Here is a 23,452-nt window from a genome sequence, read left to right as displayed (position 1 = left end):
CCGTCCCGTTGCGTGTTGTTTTCGTTCGTTGCGCCGCCGCCCGCGAAGCAGGAACGGCGGATTGCGGCGGACGATAGACGGAAAGCGCACGGCTGTCGACTGAGCCGCAAACCGTGGCCGTTCAGGCCTGTTTTCCGGCCTCCTGTGCCGGTTTACGGCTCTGGAGCACCTGCCACAGGAAGGCGAGTATGAAGAGGATGGTCATCAGCAGCACGATGGTCGGGGCCGGGGCGCTGTCGATGAGGAAGCTCAGCCAGATCCCGAAGAAGGTGGCACCAAGGGCGACGACGACGGCAACCATGAGCATGCTCGGAAAGCGCCGTGTGACGAGGGTGGCGATGGCGCCCGGCGCGACCAGCATGGCGATGGCGAGGATGATGCCGACCGCCTTCAGCGCACCGACGACGACGAGGGACAGAACGGCGAGCAGACCGTAATGCAGCAGTTTCACCGGCAGGCCGATGGCCGAGGCGTGCTGTCTGTCGAAGGCATGCACCAGGAGGTCCTTGCGGAAGAGAAGGATGAAGGCCGTCGCGGCCGCTGCGATCGCCGCCGTTTCCACGAGATCGGACGTGGCGATGCCGAGCATGTCACCGAAGAGGATGTGGTCGAGATGGATATCCGGCTGGATCTTCACATAGAGAACAAGGCCGAGTGCGAACATGCCGGAAAAGACGATGCCGAGGATGGTGTCCTCCTTCACCCGGCTGTTGTCCTTGAGATAGCCGGCCGAAAGGGCGCAGAACAGGCCCGCGACGAAGGCACCTGTCGCGAAGGGCAGGCCCACGACATAGGCGATGACGACGCCCGGCAGCACGGCATGCGAGACCGCATCGCCCATCAGCGACCAGCCCTTCAGCACGAGATAGCAGGAGAGCAGCGCCATCGGCACCGCGATCATCAGTGTCACCAGAAAGGCGTTCTGCATGAAGGCGAGCTGGAAGGGCATGATTGCGAGTTCGAGGGTCTCGTTCATGGCTGCTTGGCCCCCAGGGTTTCAAGCGCGCGGCGGCTCCTGCGGCGCGCGGCAAGAAGGCCGTGTTTCGGTGCGAAGAGGAAGGCGGCAAGGAAGATCACCGTCTGCAGCACGACGATGATGCCGCCCGTCGCGCCGTCGAGAAAATAGGAGATATAGGCGCCGACGAAGCTGGTGCCGGCGCCCAGCGCGGCGGCGATCGTGATCAGCCGCTGGAAACGGTCTGTCAGCAGATAGGCGGTCGCGCCCGGCGTCACCACCATGGCGATGACCAGAAAGGCGCCGACCGTCTGCATGGCTGCGACCGTCGAGGCGCTGAGCAGCGTGAAGAACAGGATCTTCAGGCCCATCGGATTGAGGCCGATCGAGCGGGCATGGCTTTCGTCGAAGAAGGTGACCATCAGGTCCTTCCACTTCAAGAGCAGGATGACGAGCGTAACGACGCCGATGATGGCAAGCTGGATCGTATCCTCCGGGCTGACGGCGAGGATATTGCCGAGCACGATCGTCTGGATGTTCACCGGGGTCGGGGCGAGCGAGACCATGAAGAGGCCGAGGCCGAAGAACGAGGAGAAGATCATGCCGATGATGGCGTCTTCCTTCAATCGCGTCTTGCGGTTGAGGAAGAGCATCGCGGCGGCGGCAAGCCCGCCGGAAAGAAAGGCGCCGGCTGCAAAGGGCAAGCCCAGCATGTAGGCACCGGCAACGCCGGGCACGATGGAATGGGAGAGCGCGTCGCCGATCAGCGACCAGCCCTTCAGCATGAGATAGGCGGAAAGGAAGCCGCATATGCAGCCGACCAGTGCACTCACCCACATGGCATTCACCATGTAGCCGTAGCCGAAAGGCTCGAGGAGCATGTCGATCACGGCGTCTTCTCCGTGTCGCGCTCGCCGTAGATGACGAAGGGGCGTTCGTCGTCGGTGATGACCTTGACGGAGCGCTTGTCCTCGTCGTCGTGCAGGTCGTGGCCCCCGAGGATGAAGTGGCGCAGCACGCCGCCGAAGGCACGCTCGAGATTGGCTTCGGTAAAGGTCTCGGCCGTCGGGCCGGAGGCGATGACGGTGCCTTTCACGAAGACGGTGCGGTCGCAGAAATCGGGAACGCTGCCGAGATTGTGCGTGGAGACCAGCATGACGCGGCCTTCGTCGCGCAGCTTGCCGAGCAGTTCGACGATCTGCTCTTCGGTTCTCACATCGACGCCGGTGAAGGGTTCGTCGAGGAGGATCACCTGGCCTTCCTGCGCCAGTGCGCGGGCAAGGAAGACGCGTTTTCTCTGCCCGCCCGAGAGCTCGCCGATCTGGCGCTTGCGGAAGGCGGTCATGTTCACGCGGGCAAGGGCCTCGTCGACCATCTCGTGGTCGCGTTTCGTCGGGATGCGCAGCCAGTTCATGTGGCCGTAGCGGCCCATCATCACGACGTCCTCGACGAGCACGGGAAAAGTCCAGTCGACCTCTTCCGCCTGCGGCACATAGGCGACGAGGTTCTTCTTCAGCGCCTCCTTCACCGAGAGGCCGAGGATCGTCACCCTGCCGGCGGCGACCGGCACGAAGCCCATGATCGCCTTGAAGAGCGTGGACTTGCCGGCGCCGTTGACGCCGACAAGGGCGGTGATCGTACCCTTCGGCACGGAGAAGCTGGCATGTGTAAGCGCCGTATGGCCGTTGCGGTAGGTGACCGTCACGTCCTCGGCGCGAATGCCGTCCACCTTCTTCGGCCTGCCGCCCATCATCATTGTGACAGGCCTTTCACGATGGTCTCCGATGTGACGCGCAGGAGATCGAGATAGGTCGGCACGGGGCCATCCACCTCGCTCAGCGAGTCGACATAGAGCACGCCGCCATAGGCTGCGCCCGTTTCGGCGGCGACCTGTTTTGCCGGGTCGGCGGAAACGGTGCTTTCGGAGAAGACGACATGGATGTTGTGTTCGCGCACCGCGTCGATCACCGCCTTCACCTGCTTGGGCGTGCCCTGCTGGTCGGCGTTGATCGGCCAGAGGAAGAGTTCCTTCAGGCCGAAATCGCGGGTCAGATAGCTGAAGGCGCCTTCGCTGGTGACGAGCCAGCGCTTTTCTTCCGGCAATGCGTCGATCTTCGCCCTCATCTCTGCGCCGAGTGCCGTGATCTTGGCGCTATAGGCCTTGGCATTGGCATCGTAGGTCGCGGCATTGGCGGGATCGAGCGCGACCAGTGCCTTGCGGATGTTCTCGACATAGACGAGCGCATTGGCCGGCGACATCCAGGCATGCGGGTTCGGCTTGCCCTCATAGGGGCCCTGCACGATGCTCATCGGCTCGATGCCGTCGCTGACGGTAGCGTTCGGCACGTCGCCGAGATTGGCGAGGAATTTCTGGAACCAGAGTTCGAGGTTCAGCCCGTTCCACAAAACCAGCTTGGCATCCTGTGCCTTCAGGATGTCGCGCGGGGTCGGCTGGTAGTTGTGGATCTCGGCGCCGGGCTTGGTGATGGATTCGACCACGGCGGCATCGCCCGCCACATTCGCTGCGATGTCGGCGATGATGGTGAAGGTCGTGACGACCTTCGGTTTTTCCTGGGCGAAGGCGGGGGAAAAAGCAGGGGCCGCACCAAGGAGCGGCAGGCTGAGAAGAAAGGCATGAAATGAACGGCGGAGCATCGGCTCTCCTGATGTGCTTTTGCGAATGAGTTGCATTAAACTATAGGGCTGTTTTTGCTCCTGTCAACGCAATTGCAAATCATTCGCAACAGCGTCCCGAAATCGGACGCCCCGCGTTTAAAACTTCCGAAACGCACGGCTTGTACAGTGCGGGCAGTTCGCGCGCTCTCGGCGCGTTCGTGTTCCTGCGTTTTAAGAGAAGACCATCGCCCGTGAAGTTCCTTCCGACCTCCTTCCGCTTGTCCCGGAAGCTTCTGATCATCGTCACCGGCATCGTCGTGTTGACGGGTGCCTCAGGGGCGGCCGCGATTTTTGTCGGGCGCGATGCACTGCTCGGGCCACCGGCAGAACAGGTGTCGGGCGCCGTCTGCACGACGGTGTCCACCGTTCGCCTCGATAGGAATGGCCAGCAATGGTTGCGTAAATATGTGCGCTCGGACGCCAAAGACGGGGATGTGCGCATCAAGACGGCGTTGCGCGTCGCCGGCGCCGTGTCCAACAATGAGGAAGCCGATCTCTACCAGGTCATCCTGCTCGATGCCGCGGGTCCGGTGAACCGGGCCGACATGCGTGGCCGGGCCATCGGTGCCGAGGTGCTTTTCGCGCGCAATCCTGCCGCCATTCCCGGCATGGCGGCGCCGTTCGTCGCGCGCTACACGACCGGGCAGCCGGCGGGCAACGGTGAATTCTACGGCGAACGCAAGGAACTTTCGCTGGATGAGATCAAGGTCATCGTGACTGCGATGGAAGACCGCGCGGATTGCGTCGATCCGAGTGCTGTTGATGGCACCGAGACGGCCGCGATTGATGGCGAGGCGAAAGAGGGGGCCGGCGACGGTGCTCCGGCGGAAAGTGCGGCCGCCGCGGAGGGCGGCACGCACGAGGTCGCGGCAAGCAGCCACTGAAGATCAGCGGCCGTTCAAGGCCTGTGCCGTGGCGGTGCCTCTCAGGCGTCTTCCGCTACCACCTCGACGACGGCCGCCGTTTCGACGTGTACCGGCTTCTGGATCAGCCAGGTATCGCCTTCCCCTGTGAAGTTCAGCTGGAGGTTGTTGATCTTGCAGAACAGATCGACGTCGTGCTTGACCGCGGGGAACATCAGGTAGTCATCGCCGATGATGACGCCGCCCTGCGGAAGAAGGTCGTAGTACAGCGACAGTTCGAGGAAGGTCTCGCCGCATTCGTGGGCGGAGTCGAGATAGACGAAATCGATGTCGTAGTTGAGGACCTTGAGGGTTCTGGCGGCAACGATCGAGGAAACGCGGAACGGCACGACCGTTTCGGTGAGGCCGTTGTTGAACATCGCGTTCATGAAATGGTCGAAGATGACCGGATTTCCGTCCATCTTCCGCATGGTTCCCGAAAAATTCCCGAGAAGCCACATGTTGATGTCGCCGCACCAGGTGTCGATGCACATCAGGGTTCCGCCGGTTTCACGCAGCCAGGAACCGAGGATCGTTGCGCTGCTGCCGATGAAGCTGCCGACCTCCAGGCCGAAGCTGGGTCGGCGGCCAAGTGCAGCCTCTATCGCGCCCAGCGTCGCCGGGCCGATATGCGGGGTATAGGACATCGGTGAAGGCAGGAGCTCCGGCCGATAGGCATGATAGGGATTGTCGCAACCGAACAGGCGGTTGCAGATATCCTTGAACGTCGGCTTTATCTTCTGCAGGTCATGGGTTTCGATGAACCGTGCCAGTTGAGGATCCGCAAGGGTTTTTGCCGAAAACCAGGTCCGGAGCACGTCTTCGTTGATATGGGCGCTGTAGTTCGTCATGTCTATCCTCGGTGGTGGCAGCGCGCGTGCTTGATACGTTCCGAAACAGCCTGTGACGAACCCATGGGCACACGTAAGTCCGCCCATTCTCGCGGCGATGGCTTGTGTGTGGCTGGTGCTGTGCGGCGCTGCCGCGCAACAAAAAAGCGCCCCGTGGGGAGCGCTTTTTAAGGGTGGAAGGCTGGTGCAGCGTCGGTGCTCAGTCGCTCTTCGCGCGGCGCGCCGGGAAGAGGATGACGTCGCGGATCGACGGCGCGTTGGTGAGCAACATGATCAGGCGATCGACGCCGATGCCGAGGCCGCCGGCCGGCGGCATGCCCTGGTCGATGGCGTCGAGGAACTCGTCGTCGAGCTGCTTGGACTTCTCACCACGCGCATGGGCCTGTTCGAGCTGCTCGACCATGCGGGCGCGTTGCTCTTCGGGGTCATTGAGTTCGGAGAAGGCGTTGCCGAGTTCCCAGGTGTTGCAATAGGTCTCGAAACGCTCGACGAGGCGCGGTTCGCCCGGCACTTCCTTGGCGAAGGGCGAGATGTCCTTCGGGAAATGCGTGACATGCGAGGGCTGGATCAGCGTCGGCTCGACCTTCTCCTCGAAGATGAAGGCCAGGCATTCGCCCCAGGTCCAGTCCTTCTCGACTTCAAAGCCGGCTGCCTTGGCGGCGGCGCGGGCCTCCTCGTCGGTCTTGATGGCGAGGAAGTCGATGCCGGTCGCTTCCTTGACGGCGTCAGGCATCGGCACGCGCTTGAACGGCCCCTTGAAGGAGAGTTCCTTGTCGCCATAGGCGAATTCCGTCGAGCCGTGGATCTTGACTGCCAGCTCGGCGAAGAGGCGCTCCACGAGGTCCATGATGTCCTCGTAGTCGGCATAGGCCCAGTAGCACTCCATCATCGTGAATTCGGGATTGTGCCGGGTCGATACGCCCTCATTGCGGAAGTTGCGGTTGATCTCGAACACCTTGTCGGTCAGGCCCGAGACCAGCGTGCGCTTCAGGAACAGTTCCGGCGCGATGCGCAGGAACATGTCGAGCTTCAGTGTGTTGTGGTGCGTCTTGAAGGGCTCGGCCGTTGCGCCGCCATAGACGGAGTGCAGCATCGGCGTCTCGACTTCCATGAAGCCGTCGTTTTCCATGAAGCGGCGGATGCCAGAGACGATCTTCGAACGCTGCTGGAAGCGGAGCTTGGATTCCTCGTTGGTCATGATGTCGAGATGGCGCTTGCGATAGCGGATTTCGACATCCGCCACGCCATGCCACTTTTCCGGCATCGGCAAGAGGGTCTTCGTCAGCATGACGATCTGCTGTGCGTTGATCGTCAGTTCGCCGCGCTTGGTGCGGCGCACGACGCCGGTCACGCCGATGATGTCGCCGATGTCGATCATCGGCAGCAGCGCACGCGCCTCTTCCGGCGTCGTGTCCTTGTGGGAAAAGATCTGGATCTTGCCCGAGGCGTCATGGATGTCCATGAACATGCCGGAATTGCGCGAAGAATAGACGCGGCCGGCGACCGTCACGACGTCGCCGCTCTCGGTGTCGAGTTCCAGCGTCTCGTATTTCGCCGCAAGCTCGGCATTGGTCATCGTCCGGTGGAAATGCGCCGGATAGACGTCGCCGATGGTCTGGCGCAGCTGGTCGAGCTTCTGGCGGCGGACTTCCGTCGGGTCCGAGGAAAGGGCGGTTTCTGTCTTCTCGTTCATTGTTGTTGCTTCCTTACTTTCCACTGCCGGCCATCGAGGCGACCACCTGCGCGGCCACCTTCAGGCGCTGGCGCACGACGGAGCGGCCGAGGATGGCCATCGAATCGAACAGCGGCAGCGAGCGCGACGAGCCGGAGACGGCGACGAAGAGCGGGGCGACCACGACCTTCAGCTTCTTGCCGAGCCTGTCGGCGCTGGCGCGCAGTTCCGCTTCGATGCTCTCGACGGTCCATTCCGGCATCTTTTCGAGGTCGGGTTGGACCTGATTGAGCACTTCGAGGATTTCTTCCGGCGTCGATTTCACCTTGGCAAAGGCCTCCGGCGTCAGGCCGAGATCGGACTTCAGCAGGAAGCCGGCAAGGTCGGGCAGTTCGCCGAGCTTAGAGATGCGCGACTGCGAGAGCTTCAGGCCCTGGCGGACGCGGTCGTTCTCCATCGCCCAGGACAGCACGCGCTGGACGAACTCTTCCTCCGAAAGCTGCTCGCGCAGCCACCGGCCGTTCAGCCAGTCGAGCTTCTGGATGTCGAAGATCGCGCCGGCCTTGGAGAGGTTTTCCGGGTCGAACTTTTCGGCGAGCTGATCCATGGTCAGCAGCTCTTCACCTTCGGCGATCTGGATGAAGAACAGGCCGAGGAAGTTCATCAGCGCTTCCGGCAGGTAGCCGAGCGCGGAATAGTAGGAGATCGAGGTCGGGTTCTTGCGTTTCGACAGCTTCGACTTGTCGTGATTGCGCATCAGCGACAGGTGCATGAAAACCGGCGGCTCGAGCCCGAGATACTGGTAGATGAGGATGTGCTTCGGCACGGAGGCGAGCCACTCCTCGCCGCGCGCGACATGCGTGATCTTCATCAGGTGGTCGTCGACGACGTTCGCCATGTGATAGGTCGGCATGCCGTCGGCCTTGAGCAGGACCTGCATGTCCACGGCATCCCACGGGATTTCAACCGGGCCGTAGACGCCGTCGACGAACTTGCAGGAGCCCTCGGTCGGGATCTTCATGCGCACGACATGCGGCTCGCCGGCTTCGACGCGCTTGGTCACCTCTTCGGCCGAAAGATGTAGGCAAAGGCCGTCATACTTCGGCGGCTTGCCGGCGGCGCGCTGTGCTTCGCGCATTTCCGCCAGCCGCTCGGGCGTGCAGAAACACTTGAAGCCGTGGCCGTTCGCGACAATCTTGTCGACGAAAGGACGATAGATCTCCTTGCGGTCGGACTGGCGGTAGGGGCCGTAGGGACCGCCGATATCCGGGCCTTCGGACCATTCCAGGCCGCACCATTTCAGCGCGTCCAGCACCTTCTGCTCGAATTCGGGCGTGGAGCGCGTCGCGTCCGTATCCTCGATGCGCAGGATGAAGGTGCCGTTGTTCTTCTTGGCAAAGAGATAGTTGAACAGCGCGATATAGGCAGTGCCGACATGCGGCTCGCCGGTCGGGGAGGGTGCGATGCGTACGCGAACGCCGGAGGCGGTTGCGGAAGTGCTCATGGTTTGGCCCGTCTTGACATGGTTTTACGCCCCCGGCCGGCGGTTCCGGCGTCGAAGGCGTCACGTTAGGGAGGGAAAGCCCGGTTTTGTGCCGGATATGCGGCGGGAAAAGGCTTTCCGTTGGGCTGGTTGAGACCATATTCAGCCCGGCACGTCAAGAAAAAGTCAGCCCTGCCTATTGCACCGGCCAGACGTAGAGCAGTGCGGGCACGCTGACGAGTACGATGAGGAAGGACAGGGGCAGGCCGACCCGAGGATAGTCGGCGAACTTGTAGCCGCCCGGGCCCATCACCAATGTGTTGCACTGGTGTCCCACAGGGGTGAGGAAATCACAGCCCGCGCCGATTGCGACCGCCATCAGGAAGGCCTCGGGCCGGTAGCCAAGCGCACCTGCGAAACTTGCCGCGATCGGCGCCATCACGAGCACGGTTGCGGCATTGTTGAGGAAGGGGGTGATCGCCATGGCGGTGAGCAGGATGAGGGCGAGCGCGCCGAAGGGTGGCAGGTGCACGGCGACGTCGCCCAACCAGCCGGCGATGAGTTCGCTGGCGCCTGTCGTACGCAGACTGTCGGACACCGGAATGAGGCAGGCGAGCATGATGAGGATCGGCCCGTCGAGCGCGGCATAGGCTTCGCGCAGCGGCACGGCGCGGAAGAGCACCATGGCAACGGCGGCGGCGAAGAAACCGGTCGCAACCGGCACGAATCCGAGCGCTGTGGAGGCCATGGCGGCGATCAGGATCAAGACGGGTATGATTGCCCGGCGGGGTGCGCCGAGCAAAATCTCGCGCTGGGCGAGGGGGAGCAGGCCGAGTTCCGGCAAAAGCGTCGGCAGGGTGCGATTGTTGCCCTGCAGCACGACCATGTCGCCGGGGCGCAACCGCACCTCGGAGAGCTTTTCCCGCAATCGCGCGCCCTGGCGGCTGACGGCAAGCAGGTTGATGCCGTAGGAATGAAACAGCGCGATGCTGCGCGCCGAAATATCGATGAGCCGGGAATCGTTGCCGACCACGGCCTCGATGGCGCTGATCTCCCCTTCCTCACCGCGCCCGGCGCGGATCGGCTTGCCCGAGAGCATGAGGCCGGCGGCGGAAACGACTTTGTCGAGCGCACTTGCCGTGCCCTCCATCAGGATCGTGTCGCCAGCGGCAAGACGGACATCGGGCAGGGGAGAGAGATGGACATGGCCACGGATGATGGCGGTTGCGATCACCTCACCGTCGCCGTGCTTCAGCACGTCGTTCAGCGACTTGCCGACCGAGGGAGAGCCTTCTTCCACCGTGGCGTCTGAGGAATAGGCGGCCGCCTCCAGCGACTCCTCGATGCTGGCGTTGCTGTTGGTGCGTTCCGGTACGATCCGGTTGAAGAACAGCATGAAAAGGATGCCGCAGACGGCGAGCAGCGCGCCGACCGGCGTGAAATCGAACATCGTGAAACTCTCGCCAGTAATCTCCTGGCGCAGCCGCGAGACGACGATGTTCGGCGAGGTGCCGATCTGCGTCATCAGGCCGCCGAGCAGCGCGGCAAAGGCCATGGGCATCAGGAACTTCGAGGCGGGCATGCCGGATTTCCGGGCGAACTGGAAGGCGAGCGGCATCATGATGGCGAGCGCGCCGATATTCTTGATGAAGGCGGACAGCACCGCCACCGAGACGAGCAGCAGCGCGAGTTGCGCGCGCCCGGAAGTGAGGTTCGGGAAAAAACGCTTCACCGCGAGGTTGACGATGCCGGAGCGCGCGACGGCCGCGCTCACCATCAGCGCGCTGCCGACAATGATGACGATATCGTCGCTGAAGCCGGAAAAGGCTTTATTGAAGGGTACGATGCCGAGTGCGAGCGCCAGGAGCAGCGAGCAACAGGCGACGAGGTCATAGCGAAACCGTCCCCAGATGAACGCCGCCATCATCAGGGCGATGACGACGAAGGCGAAGGTCTGCTCAAGGGTCATGTTCTGGTCCGTGCGGCGGGACGATGCTCGGCATGAATTCCGTACGGGCCTTTCCGGTTCCAGCGCGAGGCGCAAACCGGGCATAAACTTTCGCGGAACAATCCACCCGACGACCGGTTTGCCAAGAGAAGGCGGGCCGTGTCAACCGGACGCGACGGAGATGGAGGACATGGACGTTTTTCCGGTTTCTTCCGGTGGCCAACGGAAGGGCGGTTGAACTCCCCACCTGTCCGGTCTGCCTTCAGCAGGCCGCAAAAGCGAAACCGGCGGGATGAGGATCCCGCCGGTTGCTTTTTCAGTGTTTGACCGAACCCTTGGCTTTCTGCCGCGCGTTGCGGGAGAACATGTTCAGCACCTCGACGAGGGCCGAGAACGCCATGGCGGCGTAGATATAGCCCTTCGGCACATGCAGTCCCATGCCCTCGGCGATCAGCGTGGTGCCGATCATCAGCAGGAAGGCCAGTGCCAGCATGACGATCGTCGGGTTCTTCTCGATGAAGTTGGCGAGCGGGTTTGCCGCCAGCAGCATGACCGCAACGGCGACGAGGACAGCGACCACCATGATCGGCAGGTGCGGCGTCATGCCGACGGCGGTGATGATGCTGTCAACGGAGAAGACGAGGTCGAGCAGCAGGATCTGGCTGATCGCTGCCGCGAAGGTCGTCGATGCCGCACCGCCCACCATGTCTTCCTTGTGGTCGATGGGATCGACATTGTGGTGGATTTCCTTCGTCGCCTTCCAGACGAGGAAGAGGCCGCCGGCGATCAGGATCATGTCCTTCCAGGAGAAGCCATGGCCGAAGGCCTCGAAGACCGGGGTGGTGAGCTGGACGATCCAGGCGACGGTGCCGAGCAGCGCAAGGCGCATGACGAGCGCGAGGCCGATACCGATGCGGCGGGCGCGTTCGCGATGCTCGGGGGGCAGCTTGTTCGTCAGGATCGAGATGAAGATAAGGTTGTCGATGCCGAGAACGACCTCCATCACGACGAGCGTGACGAGGGCTACCCAGGCGGCCGGGTCTTGCATGAGCGCAAGAATGCTGTCCATCCGGTCTTCCTCTCCAAAAATACGGTTTGAGAATGGACTTCCGTATTTATGCAGAAATTGACCGGTGGCAAGCTGAGCCGCGGCCGTTCAGGCCCTGATCACGATTTCGTCATCTGATGGACGGTGGATAGCGGCCGTCCACGTCCTCAGGGCTTTGCGCCATAGGCGGCGAGGAAGACCCGTATTGCCGAAGCGACGTTTTCTTCGATCACGCTCCTTTGCGGCACCTCTTCCATCGCGCCGAAGATGCGGGGCTTGAAAAGGCCGACCGTTGTAAGCTCGATGAACTGCTTGGCCGCATGGGCCGTGTCGTCCGAAATGACGATGCCGGCCGCCACCTGACGGTCGAGATATTCCTGCAGTACCGAGACCGGGTTGATCGGTGTTGCGGAGAAAAAGCGGCTACAGAGCTTCGGCATGCGATGGTTGGCGGCAATCACCATGCGCATGGCGCGGATCGTCTGGTCCGCCGTCATGTGGGTGGCAAAGAGCAGGCCGAACTCCTTCAGCGTCTCGGCGATCGGCTTTCGGCCGTCGAGCACGTGGCGTACCGTCTCGGTGATCCGCTGGCGCTCACGCTCGATCATCGAGCCGAAGAGGTCTTCCTTGTTCTCGAAATAGACGTAGATCGTGCCCTTGGAGACGCCGGCGGCGCGCGTGATATCGTTCATGCTGGCGGCTTCGAAGCCTTGCTCCATGAACACGCGTTTTGCACCGTCGAGGATCTGTTCGCGCTTGGCGGGGTCCTCGCCGGCAATGCGGCGCCCGGTCTGCGGGGCGTCCAGCTTGTCTTCCGTCGTCTGCATCTCCGTTCCCGTGTTCGAGACCTGTGCGATCAATTTCGAACCGCCTGGTTCGATTTGTACTTGATATGCGCGAGAAAGAAGTCTATGTCAAATCGAACCGAACGGTTCAGTTCGAATTTTATCCCAGAGATGGTGGCAAGCCCATGTCGACTTCCCATGGCCCCGGCACGGCGAAGGTTCGCCCGGTCAACGATGATTTCGAGGCCGAGACCGCCGAGGCGCGGCCGGCAAGCACCGCAGAGGCTGCTCCTGCCGCGGTCGTCGCCCAGCCGGAGGCCAGGAAGGGCGGTCGGCGCCTTGCGCTGCCGATCCTTGCGGTCGCCCTCATTGCCGCCGCCGGGTGGTATGGCCATGAATGGTGGACGAACGGCCGATTCATGATCTCGACGGATGACGCCTATATCGAGGGCGACATCGCCTCCATCTCTCCCAAGGTTTCCGGCTATGTGGCCGTGGTCAACGCCGTTGCCAACCAGACGGTGAAGGCCGGCGATCCGCTCGTCACGCTCGATGACGGCGACTACCGGCTCGCCCGCGAGCAGGCCGAAGCGCAGATCGCGACGCAGAAGCTTGCGCTCGGCCGCATCGATGCGCAGATCGAGGGTGCCAGGGCGAGCCTTGCCCAGGCGGACGCCCAGAAGACAGCTTATCAGGCTGCCCTCAGCGGAGCTGAAGTTGCGGAAAAACGCGCCAAGGAGCTGAATGCCAAGGCTGTCGGCACCACCGCGTCGCTCGACAGCGCCACCGTGGCGCTGGACCAGGCCAAGGCAAATCTCGTCGGCGCGGACGCCAATATCGTCGCCGCCAAGGCGGCGATCACCGTGCTGGAAGCGCAGCGTGCGGAGGCCGAAAGCCAGATTCGCACGCTTGAGCTTGCCCGCGACAAGGCCGAACGCGACCTTGGCTTCACCGTGCTGAAGGCGCCCTATGACGGTGTCGTCGGCAACATCTCGGTGCAGGTCGGCGACCTCGTTTCGGCCGGCCAGCGTCTTGCCGCGCTCGTGCCGGTGAAGGACCTCTATGTCGAGGCGAATTTCAAGGAAACGCAGATCGCCCATCTCGTGCCGGGCTCGAAGGTGCACCTTCATGTCGACGCCTACGAGGACGACGACATCCTCGGCACGGTCGATTCGATCGCGCCGGCCTCCGGCTCGGTCTTCTCGCTGCTGCCGGCGGAAAATGCCACGGGCAACTTCACCAAGGTCACGCAGCGCGTGCCGGTCCGTATCGCCATCCCCCGGGAGGCGCTGGACACCGGAAAGCTGCGTGCCGGCCTCAGCGTCGTCGTCGATGTCGACAGCCGCACGGCGCCGGACGGTACGGCGGTCGCCGCCAAGGCCGAGTAGAGACCTCCAGCAAGGGAGCGCGGGCGATGGCCGCGACCGCTCAACCGGCATCAGGCGCCCTGACGGCGGCGCCTGCGCAGGCCGACAAGGTTCCCGTCCGCCGCGTCGTCGCGTTCTTCGCGATGGTCTTCGGCATGTTCATGTCGATCCTCGACATCCAGATCGTCTCTGCCTCGCTCTCGGAAATCCAGGCCGGCCTCGGCGCCGGTGCCGACGAGATCGCCTGGGTGCAGACCTCCTATCTCATCGCCGAAGTCATCATGATCCCGCTGTCGGGCACGCTGGCGCGCATCGTCTCGACGCGGGTGCTCTTCGCCTTCTCGGCCGCCGGCTTCACCGTGGCGAGCGCGCTCGCCGCGACGGCGACGAACATCGACCAGATGATCGTCTACCGCGCCATTCAGGGCTTCATCGGAGGCGGCATGATCCCCTCGGTCTTCGCGGCCGCCTTCACCATCTTCCCCCCCTCCAAGCGCAACATCGTCTCGCCGATGATCGGCCTCGTTGCAACGCTCGCGCCCACCATCGGGCCGACGGTCGGCGGGTATCTCAGCCATGCCTTCTCCTGGCACTGGCTGTTCCTCGTCAACATCATCCCCGGCATCATCGTCACGGTTCTCACCTGGAACCTCATCGATTTCGACAAGCCGGAATTCAGCCTGATGAAGCGCTTCGACTGGTGGGGTCTCATCTCCATGGCAGTGTTCCTCGGTTCGCTCGAATACGTGCTGGAAGAGGGCAACAATAAGGACTGGTTCAGCGACGGGCATATCGTCCTTGGTAGTGTCGCGGTGGTCATCGGCGGGGTCGTGTTCTTTTGGCGGGCCTTCAAGGTGCCGTTTCCGGTGGTGGATCTGCGCGCGTTCTCCAACCGCAATTTTGCCTTCGGCTCGATCTTCTCCTTCGTCATGGGCATCGGCCTCTACGGGCTGACCTATCTCTATCCGCTCTATCTGGCGCGCATCCGCGGCTACGATTCGCTGATGATCGGCGAGACCATGTTCGTCTCCGGTCTTGCCATGTTCTGTACGGCACCGATCGCCGGCATGATGTCGTCGCGGCTCGATCCGCGTGTCATGATGATGATGGGTTTTGGCGGTTTTGCGCTCGGCACCTGGTCGATGACGCAGATGACGGCCGATTGGGATTTCTACGAGCTGCTCGCGCCGCAGATCCTGCGCGGCGTCTCGCTGATGATCTGCATGGTGCCGATCAACAACGTGGCGCTCGGCACGCTGTCGCCCGACCGCATCCGCAACGCCTCGGGCCTTTTCAACCTGACGCGCAACCTCGGCGGTGCCGTGGGGCTCGCTGTCATCAACACGATCCTCACGCAGCGCTCGCAGGAACACTATCTGCGCCTTTCCGAGCATGTGCAGTGGGGCAATCCGGAAGCCGTCGAGCGTATGAACAGCATGGCTGCCAACTACAGCGCGCACGGTCTCGATGGCCCTGCCATCGCCGTCAAGCAGATGGCAGGCATGGTGCAGCAGCAGGCCTATATCCTGTCCTTCATCGATATCTTCCTGCTGCTCACCGGCCTTTTCGGAACGCTCGTCCTCTGCGTGCTGGCGATCCGCAAGCCGCAGGGTGCGGTGCGGGGCGGCGGCGGACACTGAAACTGCCCCTTGCCGTGGTCGGGATCGCTCGGTCACAATGGGGCTGTCCTGTTCCTGCCCGGAGGCCCGCTTGCCGTTCGAACCCACGCGTCGCCATCTCCTTGCCACCGCCGGCGGCCTGGGGCTTTCGCTGGCCCTGCCGGTGTTCTCGTCGCGCGCGGCCCGTCCGGCGGCGGATGCGACCTTCCTCTTCTCCTGCGACGTGCATGCCTGTCTCGTCTCGGCAGACGGGCTCAGCCCCAACTGCGCGGACGAAGGCAAGACCGATGCGGCGCTGCTGCGGCATGTCGCGGCGGTAAACGCCATCGGCGGCCTTGCCTGGCCCGCGGAGATCGACGGCCGGCCGTCCGGCCTCTCCGGCGCCGGCACGGCCATCGCAACGCCGCTCGGCCTCGTGCTCGGCGGCGATATGACGGACGATGGTGGCGGGCAGATGAAGGTGCCGGGCGAAGGGCGGCAGCTCCAGCAGTTTGCCAGCCGTTATCAGCAGGGCACCGGGCCGGATCGCGTGCACTACCCGGTCTATAACGGCCTCGGCAACCACGATCTCGACCAGGACGGTGTGCCGCCGCATCCCGACTGGTACCGTCGTGAACTGCGCGACTATGTCGAGCTGAACCACCGTTCCACCGTCTTTTACAAGGCACCCGTGCCGGTAACGAACTACGACATCGACTCGGACAACTTCTCCTGGGACTGGGGCGGATTGCATCTGGTGCAGCTGCAGCGCTTCGGCGGCGACGACACGAAGGGTGCCATCAGCGGCCTGCCCTGGTTGAAGCAGGATCTCGCCACCTATGCGGCTGACGGGCGACCGGTCGTGCTGTTCCAGCACTATGGCTGGGACCGCTTTTCCACCGAGCACTGGGATCCCGCGGCAAAGACCTTCGATCCGCAGGGTGCCGGCCCTGCGCACTGGTGGACGGACGAAGAGCGCGCCGGCCTGCTTTCGACACTCAAGGGATACAACGTCGTGGGCATCTTCCATGGCCACGAGCATCCGACGCCGATGATCTACAATCGAGAGGGCTATGACATCTTCAAGCCCGTGGCGGCCTTCATGGGCGGTTTTGCGTTGGTGCGCGTCACCGACGCCTTCATGGATGTGGTGCTCGCCCGTGCTGGTGATACTCCCTCCACTCCTGTCTTTACGCACGCCTTCAGCAAGCGCTCCTAGGCCTTGAAAATCCCCTGGAAGGTATCGTTGGAAAATTTCTGATTTACGTACATCAGAAATTCCTCTATGGGTCTCGGCACGGAGGAGAGATGAGACCCACGGTTCACGATATTGCCGACAGGGCGGGCGTCAGCCTTGCGACCGTCGACCGCGTGCTGAACGACCGCCCGGGCGTTCGCGGCGTGACCCGCGCCAAGGTCGAGGCGGCGATTGCCGCGCTCGGCTATGTGCGCGATGTGGCGGCGGCGAACCTTGCCAAGAGCCGCGTCTACCCCCTCGTCTTCATCCTGCCGGCGGGCGACAATCCCTTCATGCGCGGGCTCGAGGCGGAAGTGCGCCGCGCCGGCCTGCATTCGGCAAGCGAGCGTACCCAGCTGTCGGTCGTCACCGTTCCCGCTTTCGATGCCGGTGCGCTGGCGGCCGCGATCGATGGTGCCATTGCAGAAAAGGTCGCCGGCATCGCAGCCGTTGCGGTGGATGCGCCGGAGGTTTCCGAGGTCGTCGGCCGGGCGCACGCGGCCGGCATTCCCCTTGTCACGCTGGTCTCCGATCTTGCCGCTTCCGGCCGCGACCATTTCGTCGGCGTCGACAACGTCGCTGCGGGCCGCACGGCCGGCAGCTTGATGGGGCGTTTCCTCGGGAGCCGGCTTGGCCCCGTCGCGGTTCTCGCCGGCTCGATGCGTGTGCGGGACCACCGCGAGCGTCTGGAAGGGTTTTGCGCGGCGATGGCGGATATGCCTGTCGCCCGCACGATCCTGCCGGTGCTGGAGGGGCAGGACGATCCTGGGCGTTCCCTCGCGCTGATTTCCGAATGCCTCGCTTCTGTTCCCGACCTTGCCGGCATCTACAGCCTCGGCGCCGGCAACCAGGGGCTTGTTGCTGCGCTTGCCGCCGGTCGGGCTACGGATATCTGCGTGATCGCCCATGAACTGACGGCCCATACCCGGGCCGCGCTCGAAACCGGCACCATCGATGCCGTGCTCAACCAGGATGCCGGCCACGAGGTACGCAGCGCCATCCGCGTGCTTCGGGCCAAGGCGGATGGCTTGCCCGTCATCGCGGCGCAGGAGCGCATCCGTCTCGACATCTTCATCAAGGACAACCTCCCGGCCGGCCCGGACGAGGATGACGGCAACTAGGGAGAACGCCATGTATCTCGGGATCGACCTCGGCACGTCGAGCGTCAAGGCCATGCTGATCGACGCGGAGCAGACGGTTGTCGGCTCGGCTTCCAGCAAGGAGGTGAAGACCGCGCGGCCCCAGGCCGGCTGGTCAGAGCAGGACCCGGCGGACTGGATCCGTGCGACGGAGGAGGCGATCGCCGACCTCCGCGCCGCCCACCCCGCGGCGTTTGCCGTGGTGCGCGGCATCGGTCTTTCCGGCCACATGCACGGTGCGACCCTGCTCGATGCCGAGGACAAGGTGCTTCGCCCCTGCATCATGTGGAACGATACGCGCAGTCATCGCGAGGCGGTCGCGCTCGATGCCGATCCGCGTTTCCGCAGGATCACCGGCAACATCGTCTTTCCGGGCTTCACCGCGCCGAAGCTCGCCTGGGTGAAGAACAACGAGCCCGATGTCTTTGCGAAGATCCGCTGGGTTCTGCTGCCGAAGGATTTCTTGCGTGTCTGGCTCACCGGCGAGCATATGTCGGAGATGTCGGATTCGGCCGGTACCTCCTGGCTCGATACGGGCGGGCGCAAATGGTCCGGCGAGCTTCTGGCGGCGACAGGGCTTGAAGAACGCCACATGCCGGCGCTGGTGGAAGGTACGGATGTTGCAGGCATCCTGCGCCCGGAACTTGCCGCGCGATGGGGTCTTGATACCGGTGTCGTCGTTGCCGGTGGGGCCGGGGACAATGCAGCCTCGGCCTGCGGCATGGGCACGGTGCGCGAAGGGGCGGCGTTCGTCTCGCTTGGAACGTCCGGCGTGCTCTTTGCCGCCAATGCCAGCTACCTGCCGAACCCGGAAAGCGCGGTGCACGCCTTCTGCCATGCGCTGCCCGGAACCTGGCACCAGATGGGCGTCATCCTCTCGGCCACCGATGCGTTGAACTGGCATTCGCGCGTCACCAGCGCCTCTGCCGCCGATTTGACGGAAGAACTGGGTGAAGTGCTGAAGGCGCCGTCCGGCGTCACCTTCCTGCCCTATCTCTCGGGCGAGCGCACACCGCACAACGACGCGGCGATCCGTGGCGCCTTCCTCGGCCTCGGCCATGAAAGCGGCCGGGCGGTGCTGACGCAGGCCGTGCTCGAAGGGGTATCCTTCGCCATTCGCGACAGTCTGGAGGCGCTGAAATCCGCCGGTACGGCGCTTAACCGCGTCACTGCGATCGGCGGCGGCTCGCGCTCGCGCTATTGGCTGAAATCGATTGCGACGGCGCTGAACCTGCCGGTCGACCTGCCGGCGGACGGTGATTTCGGTGCCGCTTTCGGCGCCGCCCGCCTCGGCCTCGTCGCGGCAACCGGTGCGGATCCCGTTGCGGTCTGCAGCGCGCCGGCCACGGCCGAGACGATCGAACCCGAGGCGGCTCTGACGGCCGCCTATGAGGATGCCTACCGGCGCTATCGCCGCCTCTATCCGGCGGTGCGCGCCACCTACTGACCAGAAAACACACCAGAGGAGATCCCCATGGCCACCGGCTTCTTCGGCGATATCGCCAAGATCAGATATGAAGGCCCCGAAAGCACCAACCCGCTCGCCTTCCGTCACTACAATCCCGACGAGATCGTGCTCGGCAAGCGTATGGAGGAGCATCTGCGTTTTGCCGTCGCCTATTGGCACACCTTCGTATGGCCGGGCGGCGACCCCTTCGGCGGGCAGACCTTCGAACGTCCGTGGTTCGAGGATTCCATGCAGGCGGCAAAGCTGAAGGCCGATGTCGCCTTCGAATTCTTCCAACTGCTCGGCGTGCCTTTCTACTGCTTCCACGATGCCGACGTGCGGCCGGAAGGCCGGGACTTCGTCGAGAACACGAAGAACCTCAACGAGATCGTCGACTACTTCGCGAAGAAGCAGGCGGAGACGGGCGTCAAGCTCCTGTGGGGAACGGCGAACCTCTTCTCCAACCGCCGCTATATGGGTGGCGCCGCGACCAATCCGGATCCGGACGTCTTTGCCTTTGCTGCCGCCACGGTGAAGACCTGCATCGACGCCACGCACCGCCTTGGCGGCGACAACTATGTGCTTTGGGGTGGCCGGGAGGGCTATGAGACCCTGCTCAACACCAATATCGGCCAGGAGCTCGATCAGCTCGGCCGTTTCGTGAACATGGTCGTCGAGTACAAGCACAAGATCGGCTTCAAGGGGGCAATCCTCATCGAACCGAAGCCGCAGGAGCCGACCAAGCACCAATATGACTTCGACGTTGCGACGGTCTACGGCTTCCTCAAGAAGTACGGCCTGGAGAACGAGGTGAAGGTCAACATCGAACAGGGCCATGCGATCCTCGCCGGTCACTCCTTCGAGCATGAGCTGGCGCTTGCCAATGCGCTCGGCATCTTCGGCTCGATCGACATGAACCGCAACGATTACCAGTCCGGCTGGGACACCGATCAGTTCCCCAACAACGTGCCGGAAATGGCGCTTGCCTTCTACCAAGTGCTTTCGGGCGGCGGCTTCACCCGTGGCGGTACGAACTTCGACGCCAAGCTGCGTCGCCAGTCGATCGACCCGGCGGATCTCCTGATCGGCCATATCGGCGGCATGGATTGCTGCGCACGCGGCGTGAAGGCGGCTGCCCGGATGATCGAGGACAGGGCGCTGTCCGGCCCGCTTGCCGAGCGTTATGCCGGCTGGCAGACGCCGGAAGCGCAGAAGGTGCTGTCGGGTGGCTCGTCGCTGGACGCGCTGGAGGCCTATGTGCTTGCTGGCAACATCAATCCGCAGCCGCGCTCCGGCAAGCAGGAGCTGCTGGAAAACGTGGTCAACCGCTACGTCTGAGCCGGTTGAAGGGCGCAAACCGGGATATCGGAAAGGGCGCCGTTGTGGCGCCCTTTCTGGTTGTGGACAGGATTTAGTGTAGTGCCTTACGTAGGGTGAGTTATATTTCACGTAACGTGAGTTTTTATTCAAAATGTCCGGATATAATAGATATGGTTCATAACATTCAGCCTGAAATTCCGTTTTTACCGTCACGGGCTTTTCTTTTGTCAACTCCCGGCAAGTAATGGTCTTCTATTTATAGTTGTTTATTTACCATCCTTCGCGGAGAATCGTGGGTGACCGGAAGCTAGGCGCCTGATTCGGGGGCTGAGCATCAGTCAACACTCCAACCGCACGAGGATGTTTCGGATGTCAGCGCAGGATGCCAAGACCCAGCAATTGAATGAGCGCCTCTCCTTCGTCGAACTCGACGGCGGTCAGCGCGATGCCTTGAAGCGCGCCCTGCCGACGATCTCTGCGTCGCTCGATGGTGCGCTGGACATCTTCTACCGCAAGGCGCGGGCGACACCCGAAACAGCGCGGTTCTTCTCCAGCGAAGCCCATATCCAGAGTGCCAAGGGCCGGCAGGTCAGGCATTGGGAACTGATCGGTTCGGCGCGCTTCGACACGCAATATGTCGACGCCGTCACCACCATTGGCAAGACGCATGCCCGCCTCGGCCTGGAGCCGCGCTGGTACATCGGTGGCTACGCGCTGATCCTCGAGGCGATTGTCGAAAGCGTCATTGCAAAGCACCTTGAAGGGTTCATCTATCGCAAGAAGGCGGCCGCGCTTGGCGAGGAGATTTCAGCCATCGTCAAGGCCGCGCTTGTCGACATGGACTACGCGATCTCCGTTTATCTGGAAGCGCTGCAGGAGGAGCGCGAGAAGGCGGAGGCCGAACGGAAGGTCCTGAATGCCGAGCAGGAGGAGGCGCTGGCGGCGCTGGATACCTCGTTGACGCGTCTTGCTGGCGGCGATCTCACGGCGTCCATCGGCAAGCCGCTCGCGCCGCAATTCGAGCGCCTGCGCTCCAATTTCAATGCGGCGATCGAGAAGCTGGACGATACGCTCGGCGCCATCGTCACGGCCGCGGACGATGCTGCCGGCAATTCCGGCGAGCTGGTGAATGCCACGGATGACATGGCCAAGCGCACCGAGCAGCAGGCTGCTTCTCTCGAAGAGACTGCCGCCGCCGTGGAGGAAATCACCACCATTTCCCGCGAATCGGCGCAGCGCGCGGAAGAGGCCCGCCGTGTCGTCGGCAGTGCCACGGACGAGGCGCAACGCTCCGGCAAGATTGTCGAACAGGCGGTTTCCGCGATGAGCGCCATCCAGGAGTCCTCCGGAAAAATCACGCAGATCATCAGCGTCATCGACCAGATTTCATTCCAGACCAACCTTCTGGCGCTCAATGCCGGTGTCGAGGCGGCACGGGCGGGCGAAGCGGGCAAGGGCTTTGCCGTCGTCGCGCAGGAGGTGCGCGAGCTTGCGCAGAAATCCGCGGATGCTGCCAGGGAGATCAAGGTGCTGATCGACAAATCCTTCGAGGATGTGCAGCTCGGCGTATCGCTGGTCAACAAGACAGGCGAGGCGCTGCATCACATCGGCGAGCAGGTCGTTCACATCAACACGCATATCGACGCCATCGCCAGCTCCGCTCGCGAGCAGTCGGCGGGGATTTCCGAGATCAACACGGCGGTCGGCAGCATGGACCAGATGACCCAGCAGAATGCCGCGATGGTCGAGGAGACCAATGCCGCGACGCACAACCTGATGCAGATCAGCACGACGCTGAAGGGCCTGGTCGACCGCTTCACGGTTTCGGCCGAACGCAGCCAGAGGTCGGCACGACCGGCGCAGCGCCGCTACGGGTAAGGGGAGGCGCGCCCACGTCCAGGTTGCGTGCTGCCGTCTATCGTTTTTGAAGCCGCCGCGATGGTGCGGAGACCGAACTGCGCACGATCAGATCCGGCCGGAGCAGGATTTCCGTTTCGGCCGGCTCGCTGTTGGAGAGAAGCTCGAACAGCAGCGCCATGGCGCTCTTGCCGATGGCGGTGCGCGGCTGGCGGATCGTGGTGAGGGCAGGGGTCATGAAGCTTGCCTGCGGCACGTCGTCGAAGCCGGTGACGGAAAAATCGTTCGGAATGTCGTAGCCGCGGGCACCGAGGCCGATCATTACGCCGATCGCCGTCTGGTCGTTCACGCACATGAAGGCGCTCGGCAGCGTATCACGCATGAAGAGCTGTTCGAGCGCGAGGCGCCCACTCTCGATCGTGCCGTCGCCCTCTAGGATGATACGCTCAACCACCGGCACGCCGGCGGCGTCGAGCCCGGCATCGTAGCCCTGGCGCCGGCGACTATAGGCGAGGCGGGTGCGCGAATCGCCGATGAAGGCGATCTTGCGATGCCCTTCGGCGATGAGGAGATCGACCGCCTTGCGCGCACCCTCGATGTCGTCGACGCCGACATAGGGGATGCCGCCATTGTAGACCGGTTCGAAGACCCCGACGCTGGGCGGCAGGCGGGCCGTCATGGACTGGTGGCCGAAGGGCAGGATGCCGGTGAAGAGGATCAGCCCCGCCGCCTGGTTGGAGTTCAGGAATTTCAGATATTCCAGGCCGCGTTGCGGATCGTTCTGCGTATGGCCGATCAGGATGCCGTAGCCGTGCGCGCGCGCCTCGTTTTCTAGGCCCACGAGGATGTTGGAGAAGTTTGGGTCGCCGATATCGGGCGCCACGACGAGGATCATGTTCGACCGGCCGAGGCGCAGGCTCCGTGCCATCGCATTGGTCGTGTAGCCGGTGATGGCGATCGCCTGGTTGACCTTCAGCCGGGTCGAATTCGCCACCTTTTCCGGCGTGTGGATTGCCCGCGATACGGTCGCGATCGAGACCTGCGCGATGCGCGCGACATCCTCGATCGTGGCAGGGCTGGACGTCGACAAACTGGCTCTCACTCGGCACGGGCAATTCCGATAGGGGTGCGAAGCGATGCATCCGGAACTGCATTAACAAACGAAGT

The 23,452-nt window shown here is 63.3% G+C and carries 19 protein-coding genes; 8 read left to right on the top strand and 11 right to left on the bottom strand.

All coding sequences use genetic code 11. From position 1 onward, the window contains the following. Positions 1 to 121: 121 nt before the first annotated feature. From K0P03_RS15330 to K0P03_RS15315, 4 genes are read right to left on the bottom strand one after another with little or no spacing between them, the layout of a single operon-like run. Positions 122 to 976: a metal ABC transporter permease gene (locus K0P03_RS15330; RefSeq protein WP_272790003.1), complete on the bottom strand. Its 855-nt coding sequence runs from the start codon at positions 974 to 976 to the stop codon at positions 122 to 124. After that, entirely contained in the window at positions 973 to 1,845 is an 873-nt protein-coding gene (locus K0P03_RS15325) for a metal ABC transporter permease (RefSeq protein ID WP_272790002.1), read from the bottom strand. The genes K0P03_RS15330 and K0P03_RS15325 overlap by 4 nt, the downstream gene beginning before the upstream one ends. After that, on the bottom strand, positions 1,842 to 2,711 hold the full coding sequence (locus K0P03_RS15320; protein WP_023517469.1) for a manganese/iron ABC transporter ATP-binding protein: 870 nt from the start codon (positions 2,709 to 2,711) through the stop codon (positions 1,842 to 1,844). The genes K0P03_RS15325 and K0P03_RS15320 overlap by 4 nt, the downstream gene beginning before the upstream one ends. Next, the gene (locus K0P03_RS15315) at positions 2,708 to 3,610 is read right to left on the bottom strand and encodes a metal ABC transporter substrate-binding protein (protein ID WP_272790001.1); all 903 of its coding nucleotides are present in this window, start codon (positions 3,608 to 3,610) and stop codon (positions 2,708 to 2,710) included. Before K0P03_RS15315 ends, K0P03_RS15320 begins: the two co-directional genes overlap by 4 nt. A 212-nt stretch (positions 3,611 to 3,822) precedes the next feature. Here K0P03_RS15315 and K0P03_RS15310 point away from each other — a divergent pair, with 212 nt between their 5' ends. After that, entirely contained in the window at positions 3,823 to 4,515 is a 693-nt protein-coding gene (locus tag K0P03_RS15310; protein ID WP_272790000.1) for a hypothetical protein, read from the top strand. A 41-nt stretch (positions 4,516 to 4,556) separates the two neighbouring features. On the opposite strand, the gene K0P03_RS15305 is transcribed toward K0P03_RS15310, so the two are convergent. The 6 genes from K0P03_RS15305 to K0P03_RS15280 form a co-directional block, all read right to left on the bottom strand. Further along, on the bottom strand, positions 4,557 to 5,384 hold the full coding sequence (locus K0P03_RS15305; RefSeq protein ID WP_272789999.1) for a class I SAM-dependent methyltransferase: 828 nt from the start codon (positions 5,382 to 5,384) through the stop codon (positions 4,557 to 4,559). Between the two features lie 199 nt (positions 5,385 to 5,583). Further along, positions 5,584 to 7,077, bottom strand: a complete 1,494-nt coding sequence (gene lysS / locus K0P03_RS15300) for a lysine--tRNA ligase (RefSeq protein WP_272789998.1) — start codon at positions 7,075 to 7,077, stop codon at positions 5,584 to 5,586. Between the two features lie 13 nt (positions 7,078 to 7,090). Further along, positions 7,091 to 8,560 (bottom strand): glutamate--tRNA ligase, encoded by a 1,470-nt coding sequence (gltX, locus tag K0P03_RS15295; protein ID WP_272789997.1) that lies wholly within the window; start codon positions 8,558 to 8,560, stop codon positions 7,091 to 7,093. A 175-nt stretch (positions 8,561 to 8,735) separates the two neighbouring features. Continuing rightward, complete coding sequence (locus K0P03_RS15290; RefSeq protein ID WP_023515733.1) at positions 8,736 to 10,508, bottom strand: SLC13 family permease; 1,773 nt, start codon at positions 10,506 to 10,508, stop codon at positions 8,736 to 8,738. A 295-nt stretch (positions 10,509 to 10,803) separates the two neighbouring features. Next, positions 10,804 to 11,556, bottom strand: a complete 753-nt coding sequence (locus K0P03_RS15285; protein ID WP_023515732.1) for a TerC family protein — start codon at positions 11,554 to 11,556, stop codon at positions 10,804 to 10,806. Between the two features lie 146 nt (positions 11,557 to 11,702). After that, positions 11,703 to 12,362, bottom strand: a complete 660-nt coding sequence (locus K0P03_RS15280) for a TetR/AcrR family transcriptional regulator (protein WP_272789996.1) — start codon at positions 12,360 to 12,362, stop codon at positions 11,703 to 11,705. A gap of 143 nt (positions 12,363 to 12,505) precedes the next feature. Between K0P03_RS15280 and K0P03_RS15275 the strand changes: the two genes are divergently transcribed. The 7 genes from K0P03_RS15275 (at position 12,506) to K0P03_RS15245 (ending at position 22,306) form a co-directional block, all read left to right on the top strand. Beyond that, a complete protein-coding gene (locus K0P03_RS15275; protein WP_130514052.1) occupies positions 12,506 to 13,708 on the top strand; it encodes an HlyD family secretion protein in 1,203 nt (400 codons plus the stop codon). A 26-nt stretch (positions 13,709 to 13,734) separates the two neighbouring features. After that, the gene (locus tag K0P03_RS15270) at positions 13,735 to 15,327 is read left to right on the top strand and encodes a DHA2 family efflux MFS transporter permease subunit (RefSeq protein ID WP_272789995.1); all 1,593 of its coding nucleotides are present in this window, start codon (positions 13,735 to 13,737) and stop codon (positions 15,325 to 15,327) included. A gap of 70 nt (positions 15,328 to 15,397) precedes the next feature. Beyond that, positions 15,398 to 16,504, top strand: coding sequence for a metallophosphoesterase (locus K0P03_RS15265; protein WP_443020556.1), 1,107 nt, complete (start codon positions 15,398 to 15,400; stop codon positions 16,502 to 16,504). A gap of 89 nt (positions 16,505 to 16,593) precedes the next feature. Next, positions 16,594 to 17,643, top strand: a complete 1,050-nt coding sequence (locus K0P03_RS15260; RefSeq protein ID WP_130514055.1) for a LacI family DNA-binding transcriptional regulator — start codon at positions 16,594 to 16,596, stop codon at positions 17,641 to 17,643. A 10-nt stretch (positions 17,644 to 17,653) separates the two neighbouring features. After that, positions 17,654 to 19,108 (top strand): xylulokinase, encoded by a 1,455-nt coding sequence (gene xylB / locus K0P03_RS15255; protein WP_272789993.1) that lies wholly within the window; start codon positions 17,654 to 17,656, stop codon positions 19,106 to 19,108. Between the two features lie 27 nt (positions 19,109 to 19,135). After that, positions 19,136 to 20,446: a xylose isomerase gene (gene xylA, locus K0P03_RS15250; RefSeq protein WP_272789992.1), complete on the top strand. Its 1,311-nt coding sequence runs from the start codon at positions 19,136 to 19,138 to the stop codon at positions 20,444 to 20,446. Positions 20,447 to 20,797: 351 nt separating this feature from the next. Then, positions 20,798 to 22,306 carry a globin-coupled sensor protein gene (locus K0P03_RS15245; protein ID WP_272789991.1) on the top strand — a complete coding sequence of 503 codons (1,509 nt, stop codon included), beginning with the start codon at positions 20,798 to 20,800 and terminating at the stop codon, positions 22,304 to 22,306. A 37-nt stretch (positions 22,307 to 22,343) separates the two neighbouring features. Here K0P03_RS15245 and K0P03_RS15240 read toward each other — a convergent pair whose 3' ends face one another. After that, entirely contained in the window at positions 22,344 to 23,375 is a 1,032-nt protein-coding gene (locus K0P03_RS15240) for a LacI family DNA-binding transcriptional regulator (protein WP_272789990.1), read from the bottom strand. Between the last annotated feature and the right edge of the window lie 77 nt (positions 23,376 to 23,452).

The sequence above is a fragment of the Shinella sp. HY16 genome (genome assembly GCF_028534175.1).
Classification (GTDB): domain Bacteria; phylum Pseudomonadota; class Alphaproteobacteria; order Rhizobiales; family Rhizobiaceae; genus Shinella.
This window is presented reverse-complemented; position numbering and strand designations above follow the sequence as displayed.

Excerpts from the sequence above, each read along its gene's own strand:
- K0P03_RS15275 (WP_130514052.1), top strand. The coding sequence starts at position 12,506 with ATGTCGACTTCCCATGGCCCCGGCACGGCGAAGGTTCGCCCGGTCAAC.
- lysS (WP_272789998.1), bottom strand. The coding sequence starts at position 7,077 with ATGAACGAGAAGACAGAAACCGCCCTTTCCTCGGACCCGACGGAAGTC.
- xylB (WP_272789993.1), top strand. The coding sequence starts at position 17,654 with ATGTATCTCGGGATCGACCTCGGCACGTCGAGCGTCAAGGCCATGCTG.
- K0P03_RS15330 (WP_272790003.1), bottom strand. The coding sequence starts at position 976 with ATGAACGAGACCCTCGAACTCGCAATCATGCCCTTCCAGCTCGCCTTC.
- K0P03_RS15305 (WP_272789999.1), bottom strand. The coding sequence starts at position 5,384 with ATGACGAACTACAGCGCCCATATCAACGAAGACGTGCTCCGGACCTGG.
- xylA (WP_272789992.1), top strand. The coding sequence starts at position 19,136 with ATGGCCACCGGCTTCTTCGGCGATATCGCCAAGATCAGATATGAAGGC.
- K0P03_RS15260 (WP_130514055.1), top strand. The coding sequence starts at position 16,594 with ATGAGACCCACGGTTCACGATATTGCCGACAGGGCGGGCGTCAGCCTT.
- K0P03_RS15245 (WP_272789991.1), top strand. The coding sequence starts at position 20,798 with ATGTCAGCGCAGGATGCCAAGACCCAGCAATTGAATGAGCGCCTCTCC.
- K0P03_RS15270 (WP_272789995.1), top strand. The coding sequence starts at position 13,735 with ATGGCCGCGACCGCTCAACCGGCATCAGGCGCCCTGACGGCGGCGCCT.
- K0P03_RS15285 (WP_023515732.1), bottom strand. The coding sequence starts at position 11,556 with ATGGACAGCATTCTTGCGCTCATGCAAGACCCGGCCGCCTGGGTAGCC.
- K0P03_RS15320 (WP_023517469.1), bottom strand. The coding sequence starts at position 2,711 with ATGATGATGGGCGGCAGGCCGAAGAAGGTGGACGGCATTCGCGCCGAG.
- K0P03_RS15280 (WP_272789996.1), bottom strand. The coding sequence starts at position 12,362 with ATGCAGACGACGGAAGACAAGCTGGACGCCCCGCAGACCGGGCGCCGC.
- K0P03_RS15290 (WP_023515733.1), bottom strand. The coding sequence starts at position 10,508 with ATGACCCTTGAGCAGACCTTCGCCTTCGTCGTCATCGCCCTGATGATG.
- gltX (WP_272789997.1), bottom strand. The coding sequence starts at position 8,560 with ATGAGCACTTCCGCAACCGCCTCCGGCGTTCGCGTACGCATCGCACCC.
- K0P03_RS15315 (WP_272790001.1), bottom strand. The coding sequence starts at position 3,610 with ATGCTCCGCCGTTCATTTCATGCCTTTCTTCTCAGCCTGCCGCTCCTT.